The 24,961-nt window shown below is 43.1% G+C and carries 22 protein-coding genes and 1 other RNA gene; 5 read left to right on the top strand and 18 right to left on the bottom strand.

Going from position 1 to position 24,961, the window contains the following annotated elements:
* Nucleotides 1–19 precede the first annotated feature (19 nt).
* Both ACTNEW_RS02250 and ACTNEW_RS02245 read left to right on the top strand, forming a co-directional pair.
* Nucleotides 20–958 (top strand): RluA family pseudouridine synthase, encoded by a 939-nt coding sequence (locus ACTNEW_RS02250; protein ID WP_441057350.1) that lies wholly within the window; start codon nt 20–22, stop codon nt 956–958.
* 59 nt (nt 959–1,017) lie between these two features.
* Nucleotides 1,018–2,370 (top strand): MATE family efflux transporter, encoded by a 1,353-nt coding sequence (locus tag ACTNEW_RS02245; protein WP_441057348.1) that lies wholly within the window; start codon nt 1,018–1,020, stop codon nt 2,368–2,370.
* 158 nt (nt 2,371–2,528) lie between these two features.
* Here ACTNEW_RS02245 and ACTNEW_RS02240 read toward each other — a convergent pair whose 3' ends face one another.
* From ACTNEW_RS02240 to pheS, 6 genes are all read right to left on the bottom strand, one after another.
* Nucleotides 2,529–3,293 (bottom strand): type III pantothenate kinase, encoded by a 765-nt coding sequence (locus ACTNEW_RS02240; RefSeq protein WP_441057346.1) that lies wholly within the window; start codon nt 3,291–3,293, stop codon nt 2,529–2,531.
* Nucleotides 3,294–3,322: 29 nt separating this feature from the next.
* Nucleotides 3,323–3,970, bottom strand: coding sequence for an ECF transporter S component (locus ACTNEW_RS02235; protein WP_441057344.1), 648 nt, complete (start codon nt 3,968–3,970; stop codon nt 3,323–3,325).
* Nucleotides 3,971–4,060: 90 nt separating this feature from the next.
* Nucleotides 4,061–5,272: a bifunctional phosphopantothenoylcysteine decarboxylase/phosphopantothenate--cysteine ligase CoaBC gene (gene coaBC / locus ACTNEW_RS02230; RefSeq protein ID WP_441057342.1), complete on the bottom strand. Its 1,212-nt coding sequence runs from the start codon at nt 5,270–5,272 to the stop codon at nt 4,061–4,063.
* 155 nt (nt 5,273–5,427) lie between these two features.
* Nucleotides 5,428–6,324: a hypothetical protein gene (locus ACTNEW_RS02225; protein WP_441057341.1), complete on the bottom strand. Its 897-nt coding sequence runs from the start codon at nt 6,322–6,324 to the stop codon at nt 5,428–5,430.
* Nucleotides 6,325–6,622: 298 nt separating this feature from the next.
* The gene (gene pheT / locus ACTNEW_RS02220) at nt 6,623–9,034 is read right to left on the bottom strand and encodes a phenylalanine--tRNA ligase subunit beta (RefSeq protein WP_441057339.1); all 2,412 of its coding nucleotides are present in this window, start codon (nt 9,032–9,034) and stop codon (nt 6,623–6,625) included.
* Between the two features lie 14 nt (nt 9,035–9,048).
* Nucleotides 9,049–10,068: a phenylalanine--tRNA ligase subunit alpha gene (pheS, locus tag ACTNEW_RS02215; RefSeq protein ID WP_441057337.1), complete on the bottom strand. Its 1,020-nt coding sequence runs from the start codon at nt 10,066–10,068 to the stop codon at nt 9,049–9,051.
* Between the two features lie 375 nt (nt 10,069–10,443).
* Here pheS and ACTNEW_RS02210 point away from each other — a divergent pair, with 375 nt between their 5' ends.
* Entirely contained in the window at nt 10,444–10,803 is a 360-nt protein-coding gene (locus tag ACTNEW_RS02210) for a DUF6783 domain-containing protein (protein WP_441057335.1), read from the top strand.
* On the top strand, nt 10,749–11,315 hold the full coding sequence (locus ACTNEW_RS02205) for a tRNA (mnm(5)s(2)U34)-methyltransferase (protein ID WP_441057333.1): 567 nt from the start codon (nt 10,749–10,751) through the stop codon (nt 11,313–11,315). The genes ACTNEW_RS02210 and ACTNEW_RS02205 overlap by 55 nt, the downstream gene beginning before the upstream one ends.
* 94 nt (nt 11,316–11,409) lie before the next feature.
* Here the strand turns inward: ACTNEW_RS02205 and ylqF are convergent, their stop codons facing one another.
* The 4 genes from ylqF to ACTNEW_RS02185 form a co-directional block, all read right to left on the bottom strand.
* A complete protein-coding gene (gene ylqF, locus ACTNEW_RS02200; protein ID WP_441057331.1) occupies nt 11,410–12,249 on the bottom strand; it encodes a ribosome biogenesis GTPase YlqF in 840 nt (279 codons plus the stop codon).
* 15 nt (nt 12,250–12,264) lie between these two features.
* On the bottom strand, nt 12,265–12,858 hold the full coding sequence (gene lepB / locus ACTNEW_RS02195) for a signal peptidase I (RefSeq protein ID WP_441057329.1): 594 nt from the start codon (nt 12,856–12,858) through the stop codon (nt 12,265–12,267).
* Nucleotides 12,859–12,949: 91 nt separating this feature from the next.
* The gene (rplS, locus tag ACTNEW_RS02190) at nt 12,950–13,297 is read right to left on the bottom strand and encodes a 50S ribosomal protein L19 (RefSeq protein WP_441057327.1); all 348 of its coding nucleotides are present in this window, start codon (nt 13,295–13,297) and stop codon (nt 12,950–12,952) included.
* A 175-nt stretch (nt 13,298–13,472) separates the two neighbouring features.
* The gene (locus ACTNEW_RS02185; RefSeq protein ID WP_441057325.1) at nt 13,473–14,375 is read right to left on the bottom strand and encodes a DMT family transporter; all 903 of its coding nucleotides are present in this window, start codon (nt 14,373–14,375) and stop codon (nt 13,473–13,475) included.
* A 329-nt stretch (nt 14,376–14,704) separates the two neighbouring features.
* On the opposite strand from ACTNEW_RS02185, the gene ACTNEW_RS02180 reads away from it, so the two are divergent.
* Nucleotides 14,705–16,075: an MATE family efflux transporter gene (locus ACTNEW_RS02180; protein WP_441057323.1), complete on the top strand. Its 1,371-nt coding sequence runs from the start codon at nt 14,705–14,707 to the stop codon at nt 16,073–16,075.
* A gap of 155 nt (nt 16,076–16,230) precedes the next feature.
* Here the strand turns inward: ACTNEW_RS02180 and ACTNEW_RS02175 are convergent, their stop codons facing one another.
* From ACTNEW_RS02175 to pckA, 8 genes are all read right to left on the bottom strand, one after another.
* The gene (locus ACTNEW_RS02175) at nt 16,231–17,004 is read right to left on the bottom strand and encodes a hypothetical protein (protein ID WP_441057321.1); all 774 of its coding nucleotides are present in this window, start codon (nt 17,002–17,004) and stop codon (nt 16,231–16,233) included.
* A 23-nt stretch (nt 17,005–17,027) separates the two neighbouring features.
* Entirely contained in the window at nt 17,028–18,122 is a 1,095-nt protein-coding gene (locus ACTNEW_RS02170; protein ID WP_441057320.1) for an OmpA family protein, read from the bottom strand.
* A gap of 12 nt (nt 18,123–18,134) precedes the next feature.
* Nucleotides 18,135–19,778 (bottom strand): MotA/TolQ/ExbB proton channel family protein, encoded by a 1,644-nt coding sequence (locus ACTNEW_RS02165; protein ID WP_441057318.1) that lies wholly within the window; start codon nt 19,776–19,778, stop codon nt 18,135–18,137.
* 45 nt (nt 19,779–19,823) lie between these two features.
* Nucleotides 19,824–20,477 carry a histidine phosphatase family protein gene (locus ACTNEW_RS02160; RefSeq protein ID WP_441057316.1) on the bottom strand — a complete coding sequence of 218 codons (654 nt, stop codon included), beginning with the start codon at nt 20,475–20,477 and terminating at the stop codon, nt 19,824–19,826.
* 184 nt (nt 20,478–20,661) lie between these two features.
* Nucleotides 20,662–21,579, bottom strand: coding sequence for a YihY/virulence factor BrkB family protein (locus tag ACTNEW_RS02155; protein ID WP_441057314.1), 918 nt, complete (start codon nt 21,577–21,579; stop codon nt 20,662–20,664).
* Between the two features lie 229 nt (nt 21,580–21,808).
* Entirely contained in the window at nt 21,809–22,867 is a 1,059-nt protein-coding gene (locus ACTNEW_RS02150; protein ID WP_441058094.1) for an aldose epimerase family protein, read from the bottom strand.
* An 89-nt stretch (nt 22,868–22,956) separates the two neighbouring features.
* Nucleotides 22,957–23,133, bottom strand: a non-coding RNA gene (gene ssrS / locus ACTNEW_RS02145) — 6S RNA.
* A gap of 218 nt (nt 23,134–23,351) precedes the next feature.
* The gene (pckA, locus tag ACTNEW_RS02140) at nt 23,352–24,956 is read right to left on the bottom strand and encodes a phosphoenolpyruvate carboxykinase (ATP) (RefSeq protein ID WP_441057312.1); all 1,605 of its coding nucleotides are present in this window, start codon (nt 24,954–24,956) and stop codon (nt 23,352–23,354) included.
* Nucleotides 24,957–24,961 lie beyond the last annotated feature (5 nt).

Below are 24,961 nucleotides of genomic sequence, written 5' to 3'. Positions count from 1 at the left end.
AAAAAGGAGGGGCTTTTCGTTGGACAGAATCGTTAATTATCAGATTGAAGACAAAGATGCCGGAACGGAAATTTTATCCTTTCTTCGAAGCAGAGGTTTTTCCAGACATATCCTGACCGGGATGAAGGCCGACAAACATGCCATTCTTCTAAACAGCCAGCGCGGATACGGACACAGTCTTCTGAAAACCGGTGACCAGCTTCAGGTCCGCATACTGGAGACGGAGTCTTCCTCAAAAATCATCCCGATTCAGATGGAATTCTCCATCCTCTACGAAGACGAAGACATTCTGGTGATCAACAAGCCCGCCAATATGCCGATTCATCCATCGCTTGGCAATTATGAAAATACTCTGGCAAACGGGGTGGCTTTTTATTATGCGCAGAAAGGAGAATCCTTTGTGTACCGCTGTGTCAACCGGCTGGACCGGGATACCACGGGTGCATTGATTCTTGCAAAAAATGCCCTGAGCGCAGCCATTCTTTCCCGGCAGATGCGAAACCGGCAGATCCGGCGTACTTATCTGGCACTTGTGGAAGGGATTCCACCGGAAAGAGGAACAGTTTCCGCCCCTATCGCACGTGTGGAGGGATCCACCATTGAACGGGAAGTGAATTATGAGTCAGGCGAATCCGCTGTTACTCATTTTGAACGGCTTGCCGTAGGAAACGGCTGTTCCTTAGTGGAACTTCATCTGGAAACAGGCCGAACACACCAGATTCGTGTACATATGAAGCACCTCGGCTACCCTCTTCCGGGAGATTATCTTTATCATCCGGTGTATGACCGGATCCGCAGACAGCCGCTGCACTCCTATCAGCTTTCCTTTACCCATCCGCTGACCGGAGACCGCATGCTTTTTACCGCTCCTGTTCCTGATGATTTTCAGAAAGCATTTTTTTATCCGGAACAGCCGGATTATCTATCCCGAGAGTCTGTCCGATCCATATCAGAATAAATCTCGGAATAACACCAATGAACAGCAATAAATGATATCAACTTCAGGAGGCATCTATCATGAAACGACAGATAAGCACAGGAAACCAGATCACCGAAGGGGTTATCTGGAAGCAGCTCCTGTTCTTTTTCTTCCCCATTCTGCTTGGTACGTTTTTCCAGCAGTTTTATAATACCATTGATATGGTCATTGTAGGACGGTTTGTCGGCAAGGAAGCACTGGCAAGCGTCGGCGGTTCTGCCGGTCAGATCACGAATCTGGTCATTGGCTTTTTCACAGGTCTGTCAACCGGCGCAGGGGTAATTGTCTCCCAGTATTACGGTGCCAGAGATACCAAAACCCTGAACGACAGTCTTCATACGGCATATGCTTTCTCCATTGCAGGCGGAGTCTTTTTTATGATTCTTGGCATCCTGTGTTCTCCTGTTCTGCTTCGATGGATGAACACCTCACCGGAATTGATTGCTTCTTCGGAAGTTTATCTTCGAATCTATTTCGCCGGCATTGTTTTTATATTCATTTACAATATAGGGTCCGGAATTCTCCGTGCCACAGGAGATTCCAGACGTCCGCTTTATTACCTGATCATCTGCTGTTTTTTAAACATTATTCTGGATCTTGTTATGGTTATGGGATTTCATCTGGGCATTGCAGGAGCTGCTGCTGCAACAGTTCTGGCCCAGGCTGTCAGCGCAGTTCTTGTCACATCTGCCCTGATGCGATCATCTGACATCTATCAACTGCAGCTCAAAAAAATCCGCATTCACCGCCGTGTACTGAAATCTCAGCTTTATCTCGGTCTTCCCGGAGGATTTCAGTCGGTTATGTACAGTCTTTCCAATATTATCATTCAGGCCGCCATCAATGTTTTCGGCACTGACACCACTGCTGCATGGGCTGCATACGGCAAACTGGATGCGGTATTCTGGATGATCAACAGTGCTTTCGGAATGTCCATCACGACTTTTGTAGGGCAGAATTATGGAGCAGGCAGACGCGACCGCATCCGCAAAAGTACCCGTATCTGTCTCGTCATGGATCTGTGTTCCTCTGTATTTATGTGTACCTTCCTGATTCTGTTCCGTGTACCGCTGTTCCGGATTTTTACCGATGACCCAAATGTCGTTCAGATTGGCGCCTATATGCTGAAGCTGATCACACCAACCTACGTAATTTTCGTTTTTATTGAAATACTCTCAGGTTCACTCAGGGGAATCAGTGATGTGATGATTCCTACTTTCCTTACCCTGTTCGGAACCTGTCTTCTCCGCGTTGCGTGGATGTTTATCGCTGTACCGAAAAATCCATGCATTGAGATGATTATTGCCGCCTATCCCCTCACTTGGACCGTGACCGCAATGATGTTCATTATTTATTATCATTACAAAATGAAACGCTTCGGGAATCGATGAGAAAGAATCCTTCCCGGAAGGCTTTTTATATTACCGGAAAATGCGAAACACTTTCCGGTAATATAAAAAACAGAAGCTATGAGCGATTCCACTCATAACTCCTGTTTATTTTTTCTTATTGACTTTTCTTATAATGCTGCTTTTTATTATTCAGCTTCTTATTTGTTTTTCTCGTAGATTACCAGAAGTCCTTTCAGCAACAGATCTTCATCCAGAATAATGTCCCGTTTACAATGCGGAACAATTTTTCTTGCCATTCCACCGGTCGCGATAACTGTTACTTTCTCTCCCAGTTCTTCTTCAATCCTGTCGATGATACCGTCCACTGCCGCAGCATTCCCATAGAGAATACCACTCTTCATACAGTCAATGGTATTCTTTCCAATGAGCTTTTTGGGCTCTTCAATACTGATTCCGCTAAGCTGTGATGCACGTGCCACCAGAGCATCCAGAGAAACACGTACTCCCGGCATGATCATTCCGCCGATATAACGTTTTTTGGAATCTACAACAGAAAACGTGGTTGCCGTTCCCATGTCTACCGTGACAAACGGCACCGGATACTCAGAAAGCGCAGCCACAGCATCTGCCACCCGGTCTGCTCCCATCTCACTGGGATTATCCAGCATAATATTCAGGCCTGTTTTCAATCCCGGTCCAATGACCATCACTTCTTTTTTCAGGATTTTTTCCGCTGCCTTAATCACAACATTGGTAATCTGAGGGACAACAGATGAAATGATACACCCCTCGATATCTGCCTTCTTTATATGATAAATATCCAGCACAGTCTTAAGATCTATGGCATATTCCAGTTCCGTTTTGGTACGGACTGTGGAAAGCCGTTCAATAAAATACGTCTTTTCCTGATCAATACAGCCCACTACAATATTGGTATTTCCGATATCAATCGCTAAAATCATATATTCAACTCCCGGTATTTTTGAGAATTTTATTCCAAAGCGCCCTTAACTGCTTTCTCTCCGGTCATCTGAGAAGCCGGAATCAGATGTGCCTTGGACAGAGCAGTTCCTACCGCTCCTGTAAGTACTGTTGCGGAAATCATCTCACAGATTGCATTCACACCAACAAAGGTACATACAAATACAATAATATTTCTTCCGCCAATCAGCCCCTGCACATATTCTGTATTTCCAAAAAGAAGAACAAGTGCGCCCATAAAGAACAAAGTGTTCAGAAATGCTGAGAAAAATCCAGTCACAGCACAGGATACATAGGTATTTGTTTTCTTCTTCATTCCTCTGAAAATATATCCCAGAAGCAGTCCGTCCAGAAAACGCGGTACGAATCTCTGGATAAATGCAAGAACCGGATTAATGCTGAAAAGCATCGCTCCCATGGCACTTGTTCCGCCAATACCAATGCACTGAAGAAAGCTGGTAAGACCAAAAATAGAGCCTGCAACTGCGCCTCCGACCGGTCCTAACACAATCGCGCTGATTGCAACCGGAATCATATTAAATGTGATTGCCAGAGGTCCGATATTCAGATACCCCAGCGGCGTGTACGCCATCAGCAAAAGGACCGCAGCCATAAGGCCAAGCATTGTGATCTGTGTTGTTGTCAGTTTCGTTTTCATGTTTTTTCCTCCTTGTTATCGTTCCACGAAGGGATACAATACGGTGTTGGAACAGCGGGCATGAATGATTATTTACCCGCTTCCTGAGGTTTACGGGTTACTTTCTCCACCCTCTGTGAGGGAAAGAATTTTATCCAGGATTTTTAAGGCTGCATCCTCCTTGCTCATAAGCGGGAGTGATACGTCTTCCTCCTGTGTAATCAGGGTCAGTACATTGGTGTCACCCTGGAATCCGGCGCCCGGCACTTTTAAATTATTAGCCGCCACCATATCCAGATGTTTTTTCTCAAGTTTGGCCCTGGAATTACCGATCATATTTTGTGTTTCCATGGAAAAGCCGCACAGGAACTGACCTGGTCTGCGGTGTTCTCCAAGATATTTCAGAATATCGTCTGTTCTCTCCAGTTCAACAGACAATTCATCGTCATGTTTTTTTACTTTCTGGTCACTGACCTGCTTTGGACGGTAATCCGCCACTGCCGCAGCTTTGATGATAATGTCCTGCTCACTGCTTACAGATGTCACTGCTTCAAACATCTCTCTGGCTGTTACAACCGGAACTGTTTTCACAAACGGAGGCGGTGTCAGAGCTGTCGGTCCGCTCACAAGAGTCACTTCCGCGCCTCGCAGCATAGCCATCCTCGCCAGTGCATAGCCCATTTTGCCGGAAGAATGATTGGTCATATAGCGTACCGGATCAATCGGCTCCTGCGTAGGACCTGCAGTCACAAGAACTTTTTTGCCCGCCATATCCTTAGGATAAGCGATTTCTCTCAGGATATACTGAAGAAGTACATCCGGTTCAGGCATCTTTCCTGCTCCCACATCTCCGCATGCCAGATATCCGCTTGCAGGCTGAATCACCTCATAACCATAATGCTCCAGCGTTTTCAGATTATCCTGCAGGACAGGATTTTCAAACATATTGGTATTCATAGCAGGAGAAATGATTTTATGACATTTGCATGCCATAACAGTAGTCGTCAGCATGTCGTCCGCAATACCATGGGCAAGCTTTCCGATCACGTTGGCGCTTGCCGGAGCGATCAGCACTACATCTGCTTTTTTGGCAATGGATACGTGTTCTACCTGAAACTGGAAGTTCCTGTCAAAGGTATCCACCAGACATTTCGTTCCTGTAAGAGACTCAAAGGTAACAGGCGTGATAAAATTTGCGGCATTCTTTGTCATAAGTACGTGTACTTCTGCGTGCAGTTTTTTCAGTGCACTTGCCAGATTTGCAATTTTATATGCGGCAATACTTCCGGTCACTCCCAGAAGAACTGTTTTTCCCTTGAGCATGAAATCTTTCTCCTTCCGATCCTGTCAAAACAGCAAGTTTCCCGCAGAACACCTCTCGGGCTATTATCAGTGAACAGAAACCCTCTGTTTGTTCTGCAGGAAACATTTTTTATTTTTTCATTTGAAGCGTATATATTATAAATCAAAGTTTCTGTCTATGCAATCAGTTTTTTACCCGTGTTCGGGTTTTTGTACACAACTGCTCCCTTCGCAATCATTTCTTTCACATATTCCAACATATCAATCGTTTCCTGATTCATGGACTCTCCCATTTTTTCAAGTGCAATTTCATCTCTTGCCATAACTGCATCCATAATATCATGCCATACCTTATTATCACCGGCCAGATAGTGCGCATATGCCTGTACGCTTACTTCTTCTCCTTTATCGATCACACAGGTTTCATATAAGTTCCATACGATATTTTTCACGGAGTAAAAAATCATTTCATATTTCAGTTCGTCACTTACCGGATTTTCCATATAATCAAAAGAAACCTCTCCATCACGCTCATTCCAGATCAGATATTTATATACACGTCTCTGCAGCATATCCACGCAATACTCAATTCCCTCGTGACTGCTGATGAGATACTCGGGCTGATAATACTCTTCAAGATTATTCAGATAATCCTCTCCACAGACGATTCTGTGATATCTTCTATACTTTCTCTGGTGTGTCACAGGCAAAAAACGGCTGAGATCATCCACGGTATGAATCAGTAAATGAACCAGCAGATTGCATTTATCTTCTGACAGCGAATGATTCACAGGTCCTACCAGATTGTTGTATTCCACAAGAACTTCGTCATCGCACAGGTTCTCGCAGATCTCTTTCTGAAATGCTTCTGCCTTCTGCAATAATTCAGGACTGACTTTCTCTACCAAAATGCGGATATCATAGTCATTATTCTGACGCGGAATATATTTCTCAGGCTCATGCATCGAACCTACTACAAAAACAGATAAAATCTCCTTATTACGCTGATAAAAATCCCGAAACATCTCATCAATCATTTTTGTTTTTTCCAATACAATACTGTAATCTTTCATTCTCAGTTACCCCCTGTTTTTTTATGCTGTTTTTTTTATGCTGTTATTTATCAACTGACCTTATTGTGCCACAGGCTCAAAATTTCTTTTTAATTTTTATGCAGCTGTCAGAAGGGAACCTGATTGTTTTATATTGATAAGCCAATTCTGAATTTTCAAATACTCTCCAGCAAATCATTCATCAAAATATGTGTATCTCAATACTGTCAAAAAAGTGCAGTATGAAATCTCAGACAGGATCTCAAACTGCACTTTTTTTAAATCAATCTTCTGTTTACATTATTACACAGGTCTGTCTTTATGCTCTCATCTGGGCATCGAATTTTTCACGAAGATGAGCCACTACTTTTTCTACTACTTCGCCTGCCATCTCATCTGTTACATCAGCAACAGGAGACTCCATCTGAATCTTAAATGCCATACTCTTCTTGTCAGATCCGAATTTTTCACTCTCAAAGAGGTCAAACAGAGTAACCTCTGTAATCACCGGATCCGCCGCTTTGATCTCATTTACGATGGTTCCGCAGTCAAATTTCCTGGAAATCAGCATGGAGATATCACGGCTGTTCTTAGCAAGGCCTGTTTCCGGAGTATATTTAATCTCTTTCTTAAACTGACCGGCAAGTGCATCATAATTAATTTCCGCAATGAAAATTCTGGTATCTGCCTTTTTGCCCTCTGCAATGGCCATGTTGTTTACAATTTCATAACGAAGCTGTCCGAATTTACCGATCAGTTCTCCATTGCAGTAAACACCGGCTGTTCTTCCCGGATGAAGGTATGGAACTTCATCTTTCTGATAGGTGAAGGTCAGTCCGTTGGCGGCTGCCAGATTTTCCAGAGTTTTCTTCATTTCAAAGAAATCTTCATCCGAACCGCAGGTACCAAGACAAAGGGTTTTTCTTTCGATCGGCGGCTCTGTAAGCGGAAGTGCCTTCGGAATATAAACGTTGGCAAGCTCGAAGAATCTCAGTTCCTCATGGCCATTTTTGATGTTGTTTTCGATAGCACGTACCATAGCCGGTGCCATGAGAGTTCTCATAATGCTTAAGTTTTCTGTGATCGGGTTTAACAGCTGTACCACATTTCTTTCCGGAGCATCTGCCGGGATCAGGAACTGGTCAAATTCTGTTGCTGCAGTCATGGCAATACTCTGAATCTCAAAATATCCCTGCGTGCAGAGGAACTGTTTCACACTGAGTTCCTTGCTCTGTGCCGCATTCAGACCGCCGTTTGTTACAAGTGCCTCTCCAAGGAAAGTAGGAACTACTTTATCATAACCGTATTCACGGATAACTTCTTCCGCGATGTCCTGATATCCTTCAATATCTTCACGATATCTCGGCACACCAAGTGTCATCACGCCATCCTGAAGTTCCACATCAAAAGCAAGGTTCTTAAGGATGCGGACCATCTCTTCTTCCGGAACTTCGATTCCCAGTACATAATTTACTTTTGCAGTTTCCACTTTAATGATTCTCTTTTCTGTGGATGCACCTGCAGAAATATCATAATGTGTGGAGCTTACTTTTGCCACACCAAGAGTCTGAACGAGATTCAAGGCTCTTGCCATACCGCATTCTACAGAATATTCATCGATACCTTTTTCATATCTTGCTGCAGCGTCAGACTGAAGTCCAAGTCCTCTGGACGTTTTGCGGATGTTATCCTTCATAAATTTGGCGGATTCAAATAAAACTTCCTGCGTATTCTCGGTAATTTCACTGTTCAGTCCGCCCATAACTCCGGCAAGACCGACACCTTTCACTTTGTCGCAGATCAGAAGATTGCTGGTATCCAGTACACGTTTTTTCTCATCCAGAGTTACCAGTTCCTCACCTTTTTCCGCTCTTCTGACAATGATGGAAGAACCCTCCAGTGTATTCATGTCAAATGCATGCATCGGCTGACCGATTTCTACCAGTACATAATTGGTAATATCCACGATTGCATTCAGAGCATTATGTCCCACTGCAATCAGTCTTCTCTTCATCCACAGAGGAGATTCCATATATTTTACATCATAAATATAATGGCTCAGATAACGCGGACAGATATCCTTGTCAATGACTTCTACACTGACATCCGGGTTGGAGGTTCCATCCTCTGTATAGGACATATCCGGATTTTTTACTTCTTTTCCAAGGAAAGCAGCCACTTCTCTGGCAATACCGAGTACAGACTGGCAGTCCGGACGGTTCGCGGTAATGGAAATGTCAAATACATAATCATCCAGTCCCAGATAAGTTTTGATATCTTCTCCAACTGGAGCATCTTTGTCAAGAATCATGATTCCGTTGACATCTGCTCCCGGATACCAGTCTTTGGAAATTCCAAGTTCTTCTCCGGAACAGAGCATGCCGTAAGACATCATATCTTTCATCTTTCTCGGTGCGATTTCCATGCCGTTCGGAAGCTTTGCGCCAACGAGACAGGCCGGAACCTTTGCACCCTGGAAGACATTATCCGCACCTGTCAGGATCAGGTGATCTTCACCATGTACCCCACAGTTTACATGACAGATATAAAGATGTGTTCCTTCATATTTTTCAATAGAAGTTACTTCACCTACATAAATTTTCTCAATATTTTCTCCGAGATATTCAACACCCTCTACTTCAAAGCCTGTGGAAAAAAGCTTCTCTTCCAGTTCCTTCGGGGTAATATCAATATCTACATATTCTTTTAACCAACTCAGTAATACTTTCATGCCGACACCTCCGATTACGCTTTAAACTGCTTCAAAAAGTCAATATCATTTTCAAAAAGTTTGCCCATATGATTGATTCCGTATTTCAGCATTGCGATACGCTCAATACCGATACCAAATGCAAGTCCGGAATATTCGCTGGAATCAATCCCGCAGTTTTCAAGCACTTTATTGTTTACTACACCGCCGCCGAGAACCTCGATCCAGCCGGTACCTTTGCAAAGGGAGCATCCTTTTCCGCCGCATTTAAAACAGCTGACGTCTACTTCTACAGACGGTTCTGTAAATGGGAAATAGGACGGACGCAGTCTGGTCTTTGCAGCATCAGAGAACATGTTCTTTACAAATTCATCCAGCATACCCTGAAGATCACAGAGTGTAATATGTTTGTCTACAACAAGTCCTTCCATCTGGCTGAACATCGGAGAATGTGTGGCATCAGAATCAGAACGGAAAACCTTGCCTGGTACAAGAACCTTAATCGGCGGTTTCTGTGCATCCATAACACGAATCTGTCCCGGTGAAGTATGTGTACGAAGAAGCAGATCTTCTGTCAGCCAGAAAGTATCCTGCATATCTCTGGAAGGATGATCTTTCAGTACGTTCAGTCTTGTGAAGTTATGATCATCGTCTTCGATTTCCGGTCCCTCAAAAATCTCAAATCCCATACCTGCAAACACGTTCATCATCTCGTGTTTTACTGCTGTAAGAGGATGAAGATTGCCCATCGGTCTCATTTTTACCGGAAGTGTTACATCGATGGTTTCTTTATCATATTTTCTTAATAATGCCTGTTTTTCAATTTCTTCTTTTTTTTCATCATACAGACCCTGTGCCCAGTTTTTGATCTCATTGACGGTCTGTCCGTATGCTTTTTTCTCTTCTTTTGCTACTTTTTTAATTCCATTCATCAGACCCTGGATTGTTCCGCCTTTTCCAAGGCATTTTTTCCAGAATTCAGAAAGCTGTGCTTCGTTTTCTGCTAATTTCAAGTCTTCTGAAATGGCTTTTTTTACTTCTTCAACGTTTAACATTCCTCTGTCTCCTTATTGTTTTTTAAGAAAGAATCCTGCCCTGAGGGCTTATTTATGTCATGAGAAAATGCAAAGCACTCTTCCATGACATAAAGAAATCCCATAGCACTTCGATATGCTATGGGACGAATTTCTCCGCGGTACCACCCAAATTCAGATATTCCCGGTGAATATCTACACTCGTTTTGCTTTTATGCAGCAATTACATCCGCTTAGTCAGTGTATTCTGTTTTCGCGGAAGACTCCAATGCTGAAATTCATCGGCAGGCGGCTGGGATTCTCACAGCATCCGGATCCCTCTCTGAAAACCGCTTGTGCAGACTACTTACACACCTTCACAGTCCTGATCGCATGAAAACCGCACTCCGGTAAGCAATGGCGATTTCCAAAATACTCAATTATTATAACGGGTTTATTTTTGAAAGTCAAGATACAATGAAACCGATGCTTCTATACAATGAAACCGGTGCTTCATTTCTATACAACGAAAATGTGTCAAATATTTTATCAGAAACTGCTTTTTTCATTGCAAACAATCGTACTGTAACGTATAGTATTACTATCACTTTTAAAGAGTTCAATTTCTATTACAACGAAAAAATTCCCGCAAAGCGGGGCGTGCAGATGGCGGGAATGAAATTTCAGACACACTCGAATACATACAGGAGGAGTCATGGATTATGGATAATTATAAAATCACAGAATGGTGCTCACGTTTTATACGTGAACAGGTGAAAAAAGGGGATTTTTGTATAGACGCAACCATGGGCAATGGCAATGATACACTGCTTTTGAGTTCTCTCTGCGGAGAGACAGGAAATGTACTGGCTTTTGATATTCAGGAGCCCGCCCTGACACATACAAAAAAGCTGCTGGAAACACATCAGGCTCTGCCAAATTACCGGCTTGTTCTGGATTCTCATACAAATATGAGAAACTATGTTCCCGATGAAAGTGTAAGCTGTATTGTTTTTAATCTCGGTTATCTGCCCGGAGGTGACCACGCACTGGCGACCAGAAGTGATACCAGTATCCGGGCTCTTAAAGATTCTCTTCTTCTGCTGAAAAAAGGCGGGATGATCTCACTGTGTATTTACAGCGGAGGCGATTCCGGATTTGAAGAACGGGATGCTGTTCTGGACTGGCTTTCTTCTCTGGATTCCAGAAAATACCTTGTTCTGAAAACAGAATACTACAACCGGCCCAATCATCCTCCCATTCCTGTGATGATTTTAAAATTGAACTAATACATCACTCTTCCAGAAATTCAGCAGCCCGGAGAAGTCCTTTCCCATCTGTTCCATACCCCATTGCCGCGCCGGACCATTCTGTGAAAATCGGTCAGGTCCACTCCAGAGTAATTTTTCCAAGTCTTCCGCTGCGGAAATCATCGAACAGAATCCCGGCTGTCTTCCCGTAATCCAGTTCTTCGCCCTTTTTCAGACAGCCACGGGCGCGGGCAATGGCCTCCATGATTTCAAGCGTCGATCCTTCTTCGGAAATCCCATAGCGTTTTTCCAGGCAGCCCTGATAGTTTCCGCGAAGATACTCAATAAGACTCAGAGAGAGTTCTTCCATATTCAGGACATCATCCTTGATCGAGCCGATATAGGCAAGACGAATGCCCACTTCCTGATCCTCAAATTTCGGCCAGAGAATCCCCGGTGTATCCAGAAGTTCTACTCCTTTGTTCAGACGGATCCACTGTTTCCCCTTGGTCACGCCTGGTTTATTGCCGGTTTTAGCGCAGGCTTTTCCTGCAAAAGTGTTGATAAATGTTGATTTTCCAACATTTGGAATTCCCACTACCATGGCACGGATGGGACGGTTTTTGATTCCGCGTCTGCGGTCTCTTTCAATTTTTTCCTTACATGCTTCCTGAATGACATTTTGAATTGTTTTCATTCCGGAACCGGATCGGGAATCTACTTTGACTACAAAGAATCCCTTTTTCTGAAAATATTCCTTCCAGGCTTCATTCTGCCGTTCATCCGCCAGATCCGCTTTATTCAAAAGAATCAGTCTTGATTTATTTTTTCCCAGTTCATCAATATCCGGATTACGGCTGGACAGAGGCACGCGGGCATCCACAAGCTCAATGATCAGATCGATCAGCTTGATGTCTTCCTGCATCTGTCTCCTTGCTTTGGTCATATGACCGGGATACCATTGTACATTCATCTTATTCTTCTCCTGTCAGCTTTCCAGAAAACCGATTTTTTTCACCGGATAACAGGTAAACCATAATTTTCCGGAAATATATTTTTTCTTAACTATTCCAATATCTCCATACCGACTGTCCTCACTGTTGTTCCGATTATCTCCAAGAACAAAGTATTCTCCCGCTTCAAGCGTGATCGGACTGGCGGCCAGTCCTGCATTGCTGATCGTTGGAAAATCTCTGCCTTCTTTATAGGTCTCTCCATTGATCATAATACGTCCATCAACAATCTGAACCGTCTCGCCCGGAAGACCGATCACACGGCGGATATGCAGTGCAGCCTCATCACTGGCATTGGTACGAAATACAATAATATCTCCTCTCTGCGGAGAAGATACACGATAAATAACACGATTGATAAAAAAACGGTCACCAACCGAAAGTGTGGGTTCCATTGAACTCTCCTGCATCGTAACCGACTGAAACATCGCAATTGCCACCAGGGCAGCAAAGGCAAGTGTAACTGCAATTTCAAAAATCAGACGAAAGATTCCCCGGATTTTACCGTTTTCCATTTTTTCACGGGCATCCTGTATTTTGGGATTATTTTTCCATTTTTTTAAGTCCATATGAAATTTCCTCGACTAATAAAAGATAAAGGAAAAAGAGGGACAATAGCGTAAGTTATTGTCCCTGCTCTTTATCACTGTGAAATTTTCATTATCTTACGCGCTCTTTAACCTTTGCAGATTTACCTACGCGATCTCTTAAGTAGTTCAGTTTTGCACGGCGAACTTTACCATGACGAATAACTTCTACTTTTACAACGTGCGGAGAATGCATTGGCCATGTTTTCTCAACGCCAACACCATTGGAGCTCTTTCTTACAGTGAAAGTTTCTCTGTTGCTTCCGCCCTGTTTCTTCAGAACAGTTCCTTCAAAAATCTGAACACGTTCACGGTTTCCTTCTTTGATCAGTGCGTGTACTCTTACAGTATCACCAACGTTGAACTGCGGTACTTCTGCTTTTAACTGAGCAGCTTCGATGTTTCTGATAATTTCGTTCATTTTATTCTCTCCTATTCTATCTGGATGTTCTTAATACATGAATTGTAACAGAGGACCATCTTTTTTCACAACATAGATGATTATACAATAGAACTCTTCCTAATGCAAGATTTTTTTACAGCAAGTTTTATAAACTTCTTCGAACAGTAACACAAACTCTTTTATCATCGGTTCATTATTCTTTCTTTTTTCGTCTGTGTAAACCGGGGTTGATATTCAGTATTACAATCGCACTGAGCACCAGAAGTATTCCCACCAGAGATTGCCCTGTCATTGTTTCGTGAAATACCAGTACTCCCGCAATCGTTGCAACAACCGGCTCCACAGATGCCATGATAGCCGCAGAGCTTGCTCTGACAGAAGCAAGTCCCACAGTATAAAACAGGTAGGGCAGCACTGCTGTTACAAATGCCATCAGAAACATCAGCAGTATTACCTTTCCGGCTTCACCGGAGTTCTGTACTTTTGCAGCGATATCAGCAGGTCTGCAGATAAAAAGTGCTCCCGCACCGCCGCACACAAATGCATAAGTTGTAGCTGTCAAAGGCGGATACTTCCGAAGTGCATAGGTGCCAAAAATGCTGTATAGACCGTATCCGAAGCCTGACAAAAGTCCCGTTCCAACTGCAAGAGCGGATACTTTCATATCTCCGCCGATACCTGTAACAAGAATGCATCCTGTAAAAGCCAGCACAAGAGCGGTATATTTTCTGGCTGTAAGTTTCTCATGGAACAGAAACAACGACATAATCATCACCATGATCGGTTCTGTGTAAAGCAAAATTGCCGCTACAGACAAAGATGCCATGGAAATCGTTGTAAAATAGCACACGGTAAAAAGAAGGATACTGCAGACTCCCATACCGAAAAACAACCCGATATCCCGTATTCTGATTCGGAGTTTTTCTCTGTCAAAAACTGCCGCTGCAATTACAAAGATCACCGCCCCTCCGATCAGACGCATAGAAGCAATCTGAAGCGAAGTAAATCCATAAGTTTCCAGTTTTCGAACAAAAATCCCCATAATTCCCCAGAGAATTCCTGCAATCACAATCCAGATAGATGCTGTCCGTTTCATTTGTCTTTCCCACTCCCGTTCTTCTGTATTACTCATCGTACAATTATGCAGCTGTTCACTCAGTTTACAATAACACACTTCGCGAGTTATTTCCAACAAACAGCAACGTAATCATATCACACTTCTCCCGAAATGTCTTGCCCAAATTTTCCATACATGATATACTTTTTTCACTGCGGTTTACACCGTTCAAAGCAACTTTGCCAAAATTCATTCCCGGTTTCTTTCGGCATGAGAATTTTGGCATATACCTTATATGTAAACCTGCACAGAGGAAGGGCAGACATTTTTGCCCAAATATTTTCCTTAATTTTCACAGGAGGAATACTATGCAGCAATCACGGGATGAAAAGCTGGGAACCATGCCGATTCCCAAACTTATGCTGAGCCTTGCCATTCCATCCGTCATCGCCCAGCTGATCAATGTACTATACAACATCGTTGACCGTATGTATATCGGCCATATTGCAGATATCGGCCATATTGCCCTCACCGGTGTCGGTCTTACCTTTCCGATCATTATGATCATTTCCGCATTCAGCTCTTTTATCGGAGCCGGAGGTGCTCCCCTCGCAGCCATTGCACTCGGCAAAAAGGATAAGGAACGTGCGGAGAAAATACTTGGAAACGGAGCAGCCGTTCTTTTCTGCTTTTCCGTTATCCTGACCATTTTCTTTCTCATTTTCAAACGTCCGCTTCTTTACATGTTCGGAGCCAGCGACGAAACAATTACTTATGCAGTCAATTACATATCAATTTACCTTTTTGGTACGATTTTTGTGCAGTTCGCACTGGGGCTGAATATGTTTATTTCTTCCCAGGGACAGGCCAGAACGGCAATGCTTTCGGTTCTCATCGGAGCCGTGATCAATATCATTCTTGACCCCATACTTATTTTCGTCCTTAAACTGGGTGTACAGGGGGCAGCTCTGGCTACCATTATTTCACAGGCATGCAGCGCTGTATGGGTAGTACGTTTTTTATGCTCCGCCAAATCTGTCATCCGTATCCGCCGCAAAAATCTCCGCCCGGAATGGAATATCATCCGCAGTGTCATGTCTCTCGGTATTTCACCTTTTATCATGCAGGCAACGGAAAGTGCCATTACCATTGTACTGAACAGCGGACTGCAGACTTACGGCGGCGACCTCTATGTGGGATCCATGACAATTCTTCAGAGTGTTATGCAGCTTGCAGGTACTCCGATCAATGGATTTACACAGGGTGTCCAGCCCATTATCAGCTATAATTTCGGTGCCCGCAAATTTGACCGTGTCAAAAAGACATACCGGCTTACCATAGCAACTACCTTTACAGTGGCTACCCTATTCTGTCTTTGCACCGTCAATTTCCCGATGATTTTTGCCAAAATCTTTACCACCAACGAAGAGCTGATTTCTCTGGTCTGTAAGGTAATGCCAATTTTTATGGCAGGTTTCTGGATTTTTGGTATTCAGATGGGATGCCAGACTACTTTCATGGGACTCGGGCAGGCAAAAATTTCCCTGTTCATTGCACTGCTCAGGAAAGTTTTTCTTCTGATCCCTCTTGCCATTATTCTTCCGAAATTTTTCGGGGTTATGGGAATCTATTATGCGGAACCGATTTCTGATATCACCGCTGCCACCACGGCCGGAATCATCTTTCTGACGGTGAGAAAAAGAATCGTTTCTGAAGACGCACTAAAAAAAATCAACTGAAATTACATAAAAAAATCCTTGCCGAGGAACTTTCTGCATTACAGGAAACTGCAAAATACTTTCCTGTAACAGAATATCGTTACCACAAATATAAAAACAGCCTGATAACAGGCTGTTTTTATATTTCTGTTTTTATATTTCTATTCTTATTTGTGTTACGACTCAACTGTCAATTTATCAAGAATATCCTGAGCTTTCTCTTCTGTAATCCAGATATGAGCATCCAGATTCATGGAGGAAATCCCCCTCTTTTCCTGGAACAATTCCAGACAGCCGCTGAGAACTTCCTGGGAAATCGATGCTTTTACAATCATTTCACCGACCTGAATTTCCCCTTTGGTATTATAATAAGGCATTTTCAGATATCGAAGTTCTCTCAGAGAAATGTTCTCTGAATCTATTTGACTCTTAGCCCGCTGATAGATTTCATCGCCTTCCACAATCTGCTGTGCTGTAAAATAAATTCCCGGATTATCCATGTACAGTGAGGATTCTTTCAGAGTCTCTCCCTGAAGACAATCCAGAATACTGACCAGAAGAGTTTCCTGCGTCGGAGTTACTTCCGGTATCCCATTTTGTTCCTGACCGGATTCAGATTCCTGAACCACACCCGTTTCCTGATTAGGTTCAGCTTCCTCTATACTCTCCATTTCCTGACCGGATTGAGATTCCCGGATCCCATTCATTTCCTGATCCGCATCTTCTCCCTTGATATCTGCGATAGCCGAATCCAGTTCCGCTTCCTGTTCTTTTAGCTTATCAATCGTTTCTCTTGTTTTTTCCTGTTCCTGCAGAAACTGCTCATCCAGCCTTTGATTATTTCTGTCCAGACGACGGATTCCAATCAGAAAAAAAGCAACAACTCCGGCCAATACCAGACAGATAGCAACTGTCAGGAGTATTGTCCCTTTATTCCCTTTCTTATTCATGATGCATCATCTCCGAATCATTCCTAAGATGCCTGCTGACTGTCTGCTTTTTCTGTACTGTCTGCAGCAGCTGTGTCATCTGTCTTTTCTGCACTGTCTGCATTTGCCGCATTCTCTGTTTTTTCTGCACTGTCTGCATTTGCTGTACTCTCTGTCTTTTCTGCACTGTCTGCAGTCTCCGCATCTGTCATGATCTTATTCAATTCATCGATCATTTCGTCATCTTTCAGACGGAATTTTACCTCAACTCGACGTGACGCATCTTTATCCACATTTCCCTCTGCATCCAGAATCGGGTTGGACATAGAATGCCCATTGACTGTGAGATAATTTTCCAGACTTTCAATCTGGCTGTCATTCAGGAACTCATACTGGATATCCAGCAGATACTGAGCCACTGCCAGAGAACGGCGCTGGGAAAGTTCCAGATTATAACTGTAATCACCATCTGTATCGGTATATCCGTCAATGATAATTTCTGCCAGATACGGCATATGTTTCTCCTCCAGAAGGACTTTGCAGTAGATGGGGAGCACGGCCTCCAGAGCTGCCTTGCCTTCATCTGTGAGTTCTGCCTCGTCGTATGCAAACATAACATTGGCATCCAGTGTCAGGGCACCTGTCTGGGGATCAATATCAACATTGACATTATTTTTGGAAAATTCATTTTTCAAAGACTCTACTACTTCCGCCTTGACACCGATAATCTGATCGATCTGAGCCTGCTGATCCGCAAGAAGAGCTGTTTTTTCATCCAGGTCTGACTGCTGCTGCGTCAGAGTTGCTTCCTGATCCTTCAGTTTCGCTGCCAGTTCTGCAAGGAGCAGCTTCTGCTCTTCCAGTTTTTCATCCTGAGTTTTCAGCTGTTCGTCCTGATCTTTCAGCTGACCTTCTTTTTCTTCCAGAGCCGACTGCTGTGCCAGAATTTCCAGTGTATACTCTTCCTGCATGGCAATCTTTTCATCCCGCTCCTTAATACTTTCATCATAACTTTTCTGCGCCTGAAAAAGTGTAACGCACATGATCAGTACAAAAAGAAGCATGATACCTGCCATCATATCTGAATAGGAACGCCAGACATTAAATCCATTGTTCTCTGATTTTTTTCTTTTCCTCATGTGCTTCTCCTTTTATTTGAACAAACCGAATTTTCCCTTCTGAGCAGTTTTGGAAAGATTCCGGATATTCTGATTCATCTCATCAAGTGCAGCCTGCTGGCGTTCACTCTGTTCTTCCAGCATGCTCTGCATTCTGTCCAGAGTCTCTCTATTCGTATTCGCTCCATTTGGGCTGCCGGCTGTCAGGTAAATCTCTCTGTTGTTCTTGGCAATCGTAATATCGGAAAGAAGCATGCGAACCTGTTCCATCGTCTGATAAGCTTTTTTCTGATATGCCACATATTCCTGCATTTTTGCATCAAATTCTTCTACGACACGTTTATTCGCCTTCAGTACATCACTGCCGGATTCGTTAAACGAAGATATGCGCTCTGTACTCTGTGTAGCTGCTTCCACATATTTCTGCATGGTCTGATTGCACGCAACCCAGAACTTCGCAGAAGAACGCTCCGCATCTTTCAGATATTCCGCAATATGCTGGTAATCTGCCTGCTGCATTTTCTGGATTTCTCTGTTTTCCTGAAGGATACGATTGGCTGTATCCATGTATTTTCCCTGACTGCGGCTCATCTGTTCCATCAGGTCCTTCACCATTTTTTCCTGTTTCGCATAAGATTCCGTAAGCTGTTTCGTCATGGTCTGATATAATTCACTTGTATAGGCGGCATTTTCATTCTGTACATTTTTCAGTCTTGCGAGGGACTCATTAAAGTCCTGAAACTCCATATGGAAGGAGGCATTCATCTCTCTCAGGAAAGTATCCAGAATTTCTTTTACTGCGTCCTGCTGACAACGAAGAACAGAAGTAGAAAGCATATCCAGAGACTCATTCATTTTAACAAAGGTCGGCGTGATCACTTTCTCAAAGCTGTCCGCCATCTGTACGGAAAACTGTTCCGCCATCTGTTCCATGGCAGCAGTCTGGTTCTTCTGACTGGCAACCAGAAGGTTTCTGGACTCGTTCTCTGCGGTAGGCATGACACAGGAATGAAATTTTTCCAGAAATGCCTGCAGACTTTCTGTCATGGAAGAATACTCACTCTTCATACCAAATGTATAAACAATAGAAAGTGCAATTCCGTAAATGGATGTAAGAAAGGCCACCTTGATACCGTCTACCAGACTGGCAACAGAACTGGTCATGGTTGCATAATCATTCGGCTGAAAATTCTTAAGGCCCCAGACAAGACCTACAAATGTTCCAAGGATACCAAGACTTGTAAAGATATCCGGAATCATCTCCAGAAGACGTTTGTGAATATGATTATCCAGCTCATCTTCATTCAGATAATCTTCAATCTCTCCGATACCTTCTTCACTTCTTACAACACTGGCAGTAAAATTCTCCATTTTGCCGTCAAGATATGTATGATTAAAAATATCATTCAGGTGAACAAGTTTATCCGCAGCAACTTTGCCATTGGTCTTAAAAATACCTGACAATTCTTCTGTTGCATTACGCAGAGCTTCTGCAATCCCGCCCATACGGAACATTCCGCCGATCATGCCGGAAAGATACAGGATTACCATGATTCCAAGGAACACAAAGTTGTATATCATGATACTTACAGCTCCCTGTCCCACGTAAACAGTCATCCCCACGGCTCCTGCCAGTACTGCTAAAAATAAAAAGATGTTAATTACTTTTTTTCCCATGATCATCCTCCTCATTACAGGTATTTCAATGTTTTCTTTTGCTTATTATGTTATCATACCATTTCCGGTGGAACAAGGCGGTAATTTGCAGAATACCCTGTCCTGTGCAAGAAATCTGGCAGTTCCGTTTTTTACCTCAACAATATTTACTCCGCAGTTGGGCGGCACAGAACCGTTCCAGAAGGGCGTTCCTTCCGGATATACATTCCGAAGCAATGCCCGCACGGCGCAGCCGTGAGAAGCAACCAGAATCGTCTTATCCTGAAGTGCCGGATCTCCTGTTTTTTCCAGCCAGAATTCTCTTGTGCGTGCACAGATATCCTGAATATTTTCTCCGTTCTCTGGTCTCTGAAAATGCTCCGGATCCTGAAAAAAAATCCCCATCTGCTCATTTACCACATTTCCTTTTTCGTCTTTGAAACGGGTTCCTTCCAGCACACCGAAATTAATTTCCCGGATACGCGGATCTTCCATAATCGGAACAGAAGCACATCTTTCTCCAAGAACCAGTTCCGCTGTACGGCGTGCACGGCTTAAGGGACTGGTAAAGCAGAGATCAAAAGGAACATCCCTCAAAGCCCGCCCTGTTTCCCTGGCAAGAAGGATTCCCTCCTCTGCAAGGGGGATATCCGCAATTCCCTGTACTTTTTTCAATGCATTCCATTCTGTCACACCATGTCTGATAATATATATCACCATTTATTTATCACCTTAATTAGAGTGTGTCTGAAAATTCATTCCCGCAATTTGCAAACACACTAATCCCTTTCATTACCGAATAGTTTACTATTCCTGTTTCATTTTTGAATTTATCATTCATTCCGTTTTATTTGTTGTTTTTTCCCGTTTCTATATTGTATTTCTGTTATTTGTTGTATTTCTGTTATTTGTTTTCTTTATGTTCTATTTTATTTGGATTATTCTCTTTATTTCTTTCCCTTGTCAGAAGATCCTGCACCGATTTCTGAGCCTGACGGAACTGATTTTCAAAATACGCATTGATCTCAGCACCATAAAGAAGCATATTCATACAGATGTACATCCACATCATGACCATAATAACTGCAGTCAGACTGCCATACATATTACTGAATCCCGGAAAAAATGAAAAATACAGCGAGAAAAAATAGGAAAACAATGACCATGCGATTGCAGAGATCAAAGCTCCCGGCACCTGACTCTTGAAAGTAGCCTTCCGGTTGGGCATCACCTTGTACAAAATTAAAAAAATACAAAAAAGTACACCAAATACAATCAACGTCCTTGCGCCGATGATCCGGGCAATCAATTCACCAAGAAACGGTATATATTTGGTAAGTTCCATCTGAATCCTGTTTCCCAATACCAGAAGCAACAAACTGATGATCAATGCAATCGCAAACAGCAGGGTATAAAATGCAGCCTGAATTCTCCGAATCAGCCAGTTTCGCGTTTCATGAACATGATAAATGCTGTTCAGACCGCTGATCAGTGCCATCAGTGCTTTCCCCGCCGACCAGACAGCAACGGCAACAGACGTAACAGAATAAACAGTCATATTTCTTCCATATACCTCTGCAACAATTCCCATGATAAATTCCTGCAGGTTCTGTGGAATCACGCTGATAATTGCCTGACGCATCATTTTGTACGTAAGAGGTGTATATTTTATCATTGCAGTCAGGAACATAATAAACGGAATAAATGACATGATCATAAAAAACGCAGCCTGTGCAGCATATGCCGCCACATGATCTTCACTTGTCCGGTCTATAAAGCCTCTCATCAGAGAAATCAGAGACCTGTCCTTTTTTTCATTCATTATTCTGACCTTTCTTTCACTGAATGTCTAATTTATTTTACCATGAAACATTATTTGTGACAAGCCAGAGAAAACATTGCCAGAAAAGAATCCTGCCCGGAGGACTTTTCTATATCACAGGAAAATCCCACGCACGCTCCTATGATATAAAAATGGTTCTTTTCATATATCTACTATATGAAAAGAACCAGAAAACATGGCTGTTTTTTATTATAATCAGAAACATCTGTCATCGAATATAGAATTTGTAGGATGTATCTGAACGGTATGTATCGCCTTCTTCCAGAATCGGAGAATGAAATGCCGGGGCATTTACGGCATTGGGCTCTACCTGAGTCTCCAGACAGAATCCGTCTCTCTTTCCATAGATATGCCCGTTTTTCCCTGTCTCCTGTTCAATAAAATTACCGGCATAGAACTGAACGCACGGACAGTCTGAAATCACATCCATCGCAATACCGGTTGCCGGAGAATAAGCACTTGCAATGATTCTCTTCTGTCCTTCGGCATAATGATCGGTTACATAGTTGTGATCAAATCCGCCTGTAAATTTCAGCTGGTCATAATCCGCTTCAATATCCTGACCGATCGGCTTCATTTTTGTGAAATCCATCGGGGTACCTGCTACAGGAGCATATTCTCCTGTCGGTATGGACTGGCTGTCCCGTACAGGGGTAAAAAATTCTGCATGAATGCATAAATTCTGGTCCAGAACATCTCCGCTTCCCTCTCCGGAAAGGTTAAAGTAGGAATGATTGGTCAGATTAGCCACTGTTGTCTCGTCACTGACACCCTGGTATGTAATCTTAAGTTCATTCTCATCTGTAAACTCATATTTCACAGAAATACGGAACTCTCCCGGAAATCCGTTCTCCCCGTCAGGACTGATCCGGAAAAAGGTAACACTGTTTTTTTCCTCATCCACATGTTCAATATTCCACAATTTCTTCTCAAAGCCATCCGGACCGCTGTGAAGATTATTGCGATTTTCGTTCTCGGCAAGAATAACTTCCTTTCCGTAAATAGAAAATTTCGCACCTTCAATTCGATTTCCGTTTCTTCCTATCGTTGCACCAAAAAAACATCCGTTCTTCAGATATCCCTGCATATCATCATACCCGAGAACCACATCTGTAAGTTTTCCATCTTTATCCGGTACACAGACTTTTACAAGAATTGCGCCATACTGCAGTACTTCCGCATATGCACCTGATTCATTCTCCAGGCGAAAGATTCTGACATTTTCTCCTGTGTGGAGTTCTCCAAATACTCTCTCCGTTACCATAATTACATCCTCCCAATAGGTTTCTATATAAAAAGAAAGGACCGTCTGACTGGTCCTGTTCCTGCAAAACGGACATCACTGCTGTCCTTTTCTTATATCCCAGAATGCCGTTCCCTTCTCTTTGACGCCTAGCTGATGCTAGGTGGGTGTCCTCAACAACTCTTCTGCCTGCCACGACGAGAGGTCTGACATCCGAGCTGCGATGTTGGAGTCCCTTTATGTCGATGTAGGTTCAAAATAAAAAGGGGCCTCGCACATCCCAGGAATTTTCTACAATTTATTATACTCTAGTATATGCCGTTTTTCAACAGAAAATGCGATTTCTGTTGAGGAAATTTATGTAATTCCATTACTGCTGCAATCCTGTCCGGATTTTTTGTATCACAGAAAAATGCAGAGTACTTTCTTATGATACCATAATCGGGTGTGAATACTCACACCCGATCATTTTTATGGATTTCTCTGCTCAAAACAGCCGAAATAACAATTAGAACTGAGGACCAGCCGGAACTAATGCTTTACCAGCTTCATTTCCTTCATATTTCGCAAAGTTCTTGATGAATCTTTCTGCAAGGTCTTTTGCTTTTGCTTCCCACTCAGCAGCATCTGCATAAGTGTCACGCGGGTCAAGGATTGCAGGATCAACACCCGGAAGTTCTGTCGGAACTTCGAAGTTGAAGAATGGAATCTTCTTGGTCGGTGCATTGAGAATGTCACCATTCAGGATTGCATCGATGATACCACGGGTATCTTTGATGGAGATACGTTTGCCTGTTCCATTCCATCCTGTATTAACAAGATATGCTTTTGCTCCGCTCTGTTCCATTCTCTTAACAAGCTCTTCTGCATATTTGGTCGGATGCAGTTCCAGGAATGCCTGGCCAAAGCATGCGGAGAAAGTAGGTGTAGGCTCGGTAATACCACGCTCTGTACCTGCAAGTTTAGCTGTGAAACCAGACAGGAAGTAATACTGTGTCTGCTCAGGTGTCAGAACAGATACTGGAGGAAGTACACCAAAAGCATCTGCAGAAAGGAAGATTACGTTCTTAGCAGCCGGTGCGGAAGATACCGGACGAACGATCTTCTCGATGTGGTTGATCGGGTAGGATACACGTGTATTCTCTGTTACGCTCTTATCAGCAAAATCAATCTTGCCTTCTGCATCCAGTGTAACGTTCTCAAGAAGAGCGTTGCGTTTGATTGCATTGTAGATATCCGGCTCAGATTCTTTGTCAAGGTTGATAACTTTTGCGTAGCATCCGCCTTCGAAGTTAAATACGCCGTTGTCATCCCAGCCGTGTTCGTCATCACCGATCAGAAGACGTTTCGGGTCTGTGGAAAGTGTAGTCTTACCTGTTCCGGAAAGACCAAAGAAGATTGCAGTGTTCTCACCGTTCATATCTGTGTTTGCGGAGCAGTGCATGGAAGCGATGCCCTTCAGCGGCAGATAGTAGTTCATCATGGAGAACATACCTTTCTTCATTTCTCCGCCGTACCATGTATTGATGATTACCTGCTCACGGCTTGTGATGTTGAATACTACTGCTGTCTCAGAATTAAGACCTAATTCTTTGTAGTTTTCAACTTTTGCTTTGGAAGCATTGTATACAACAAAATCAGGCTCGAAGTTCTCAAGCTCTTCTTCTGTAGGCATGATGAACATGTTCTCTACAAAGTGTGCCTGCCATGCAACTTCAACGATGAAACGGATTGCCATACGAGTATCTTTGTTTGCACCGCAGAATGCATCTACAACATAAAGTTTTTTATTGGAAAGTTCTTTCTGTGCGATTTCTTTTAATGCTGCCCAGGTTTCTTCAGATGCCGGATGGTTATCGTTCTTATATTCATCAGAAGTCCACCATACAGTATCTTTGGAGTTTTCGTCCATAACGATGAATTTGTCTTTAGGAGAACGTCCTGTATAGATACCGGTCATAACGTTCACTGCACCAAGTTCACTTACCTGACCTTTTTCGAAGCCTTCAAGGTCTGCTTTGGTTTCTTCTTCAAACAGCACTTCGTAAGAAGGATTACGAACGATTTCTGTTGTTCCGGTAATGCCATACTTGCTTAAATTAATTTCTGCCATCTTTC

The sequence above is a fragment of the Blautia sp. HCP3S3_G3 genome (assembly GCF_052063365.1).
Taxonomy (GTDB): Bacteria; Bacillota; Clostridia; order Lachnospirales; family Lachnospiraceae; genus Blautia_A.
Note: the sequence above shows the minus strand (reverse complement) of the source record. Positions and strands in the feature narration are given on the sequence as shown.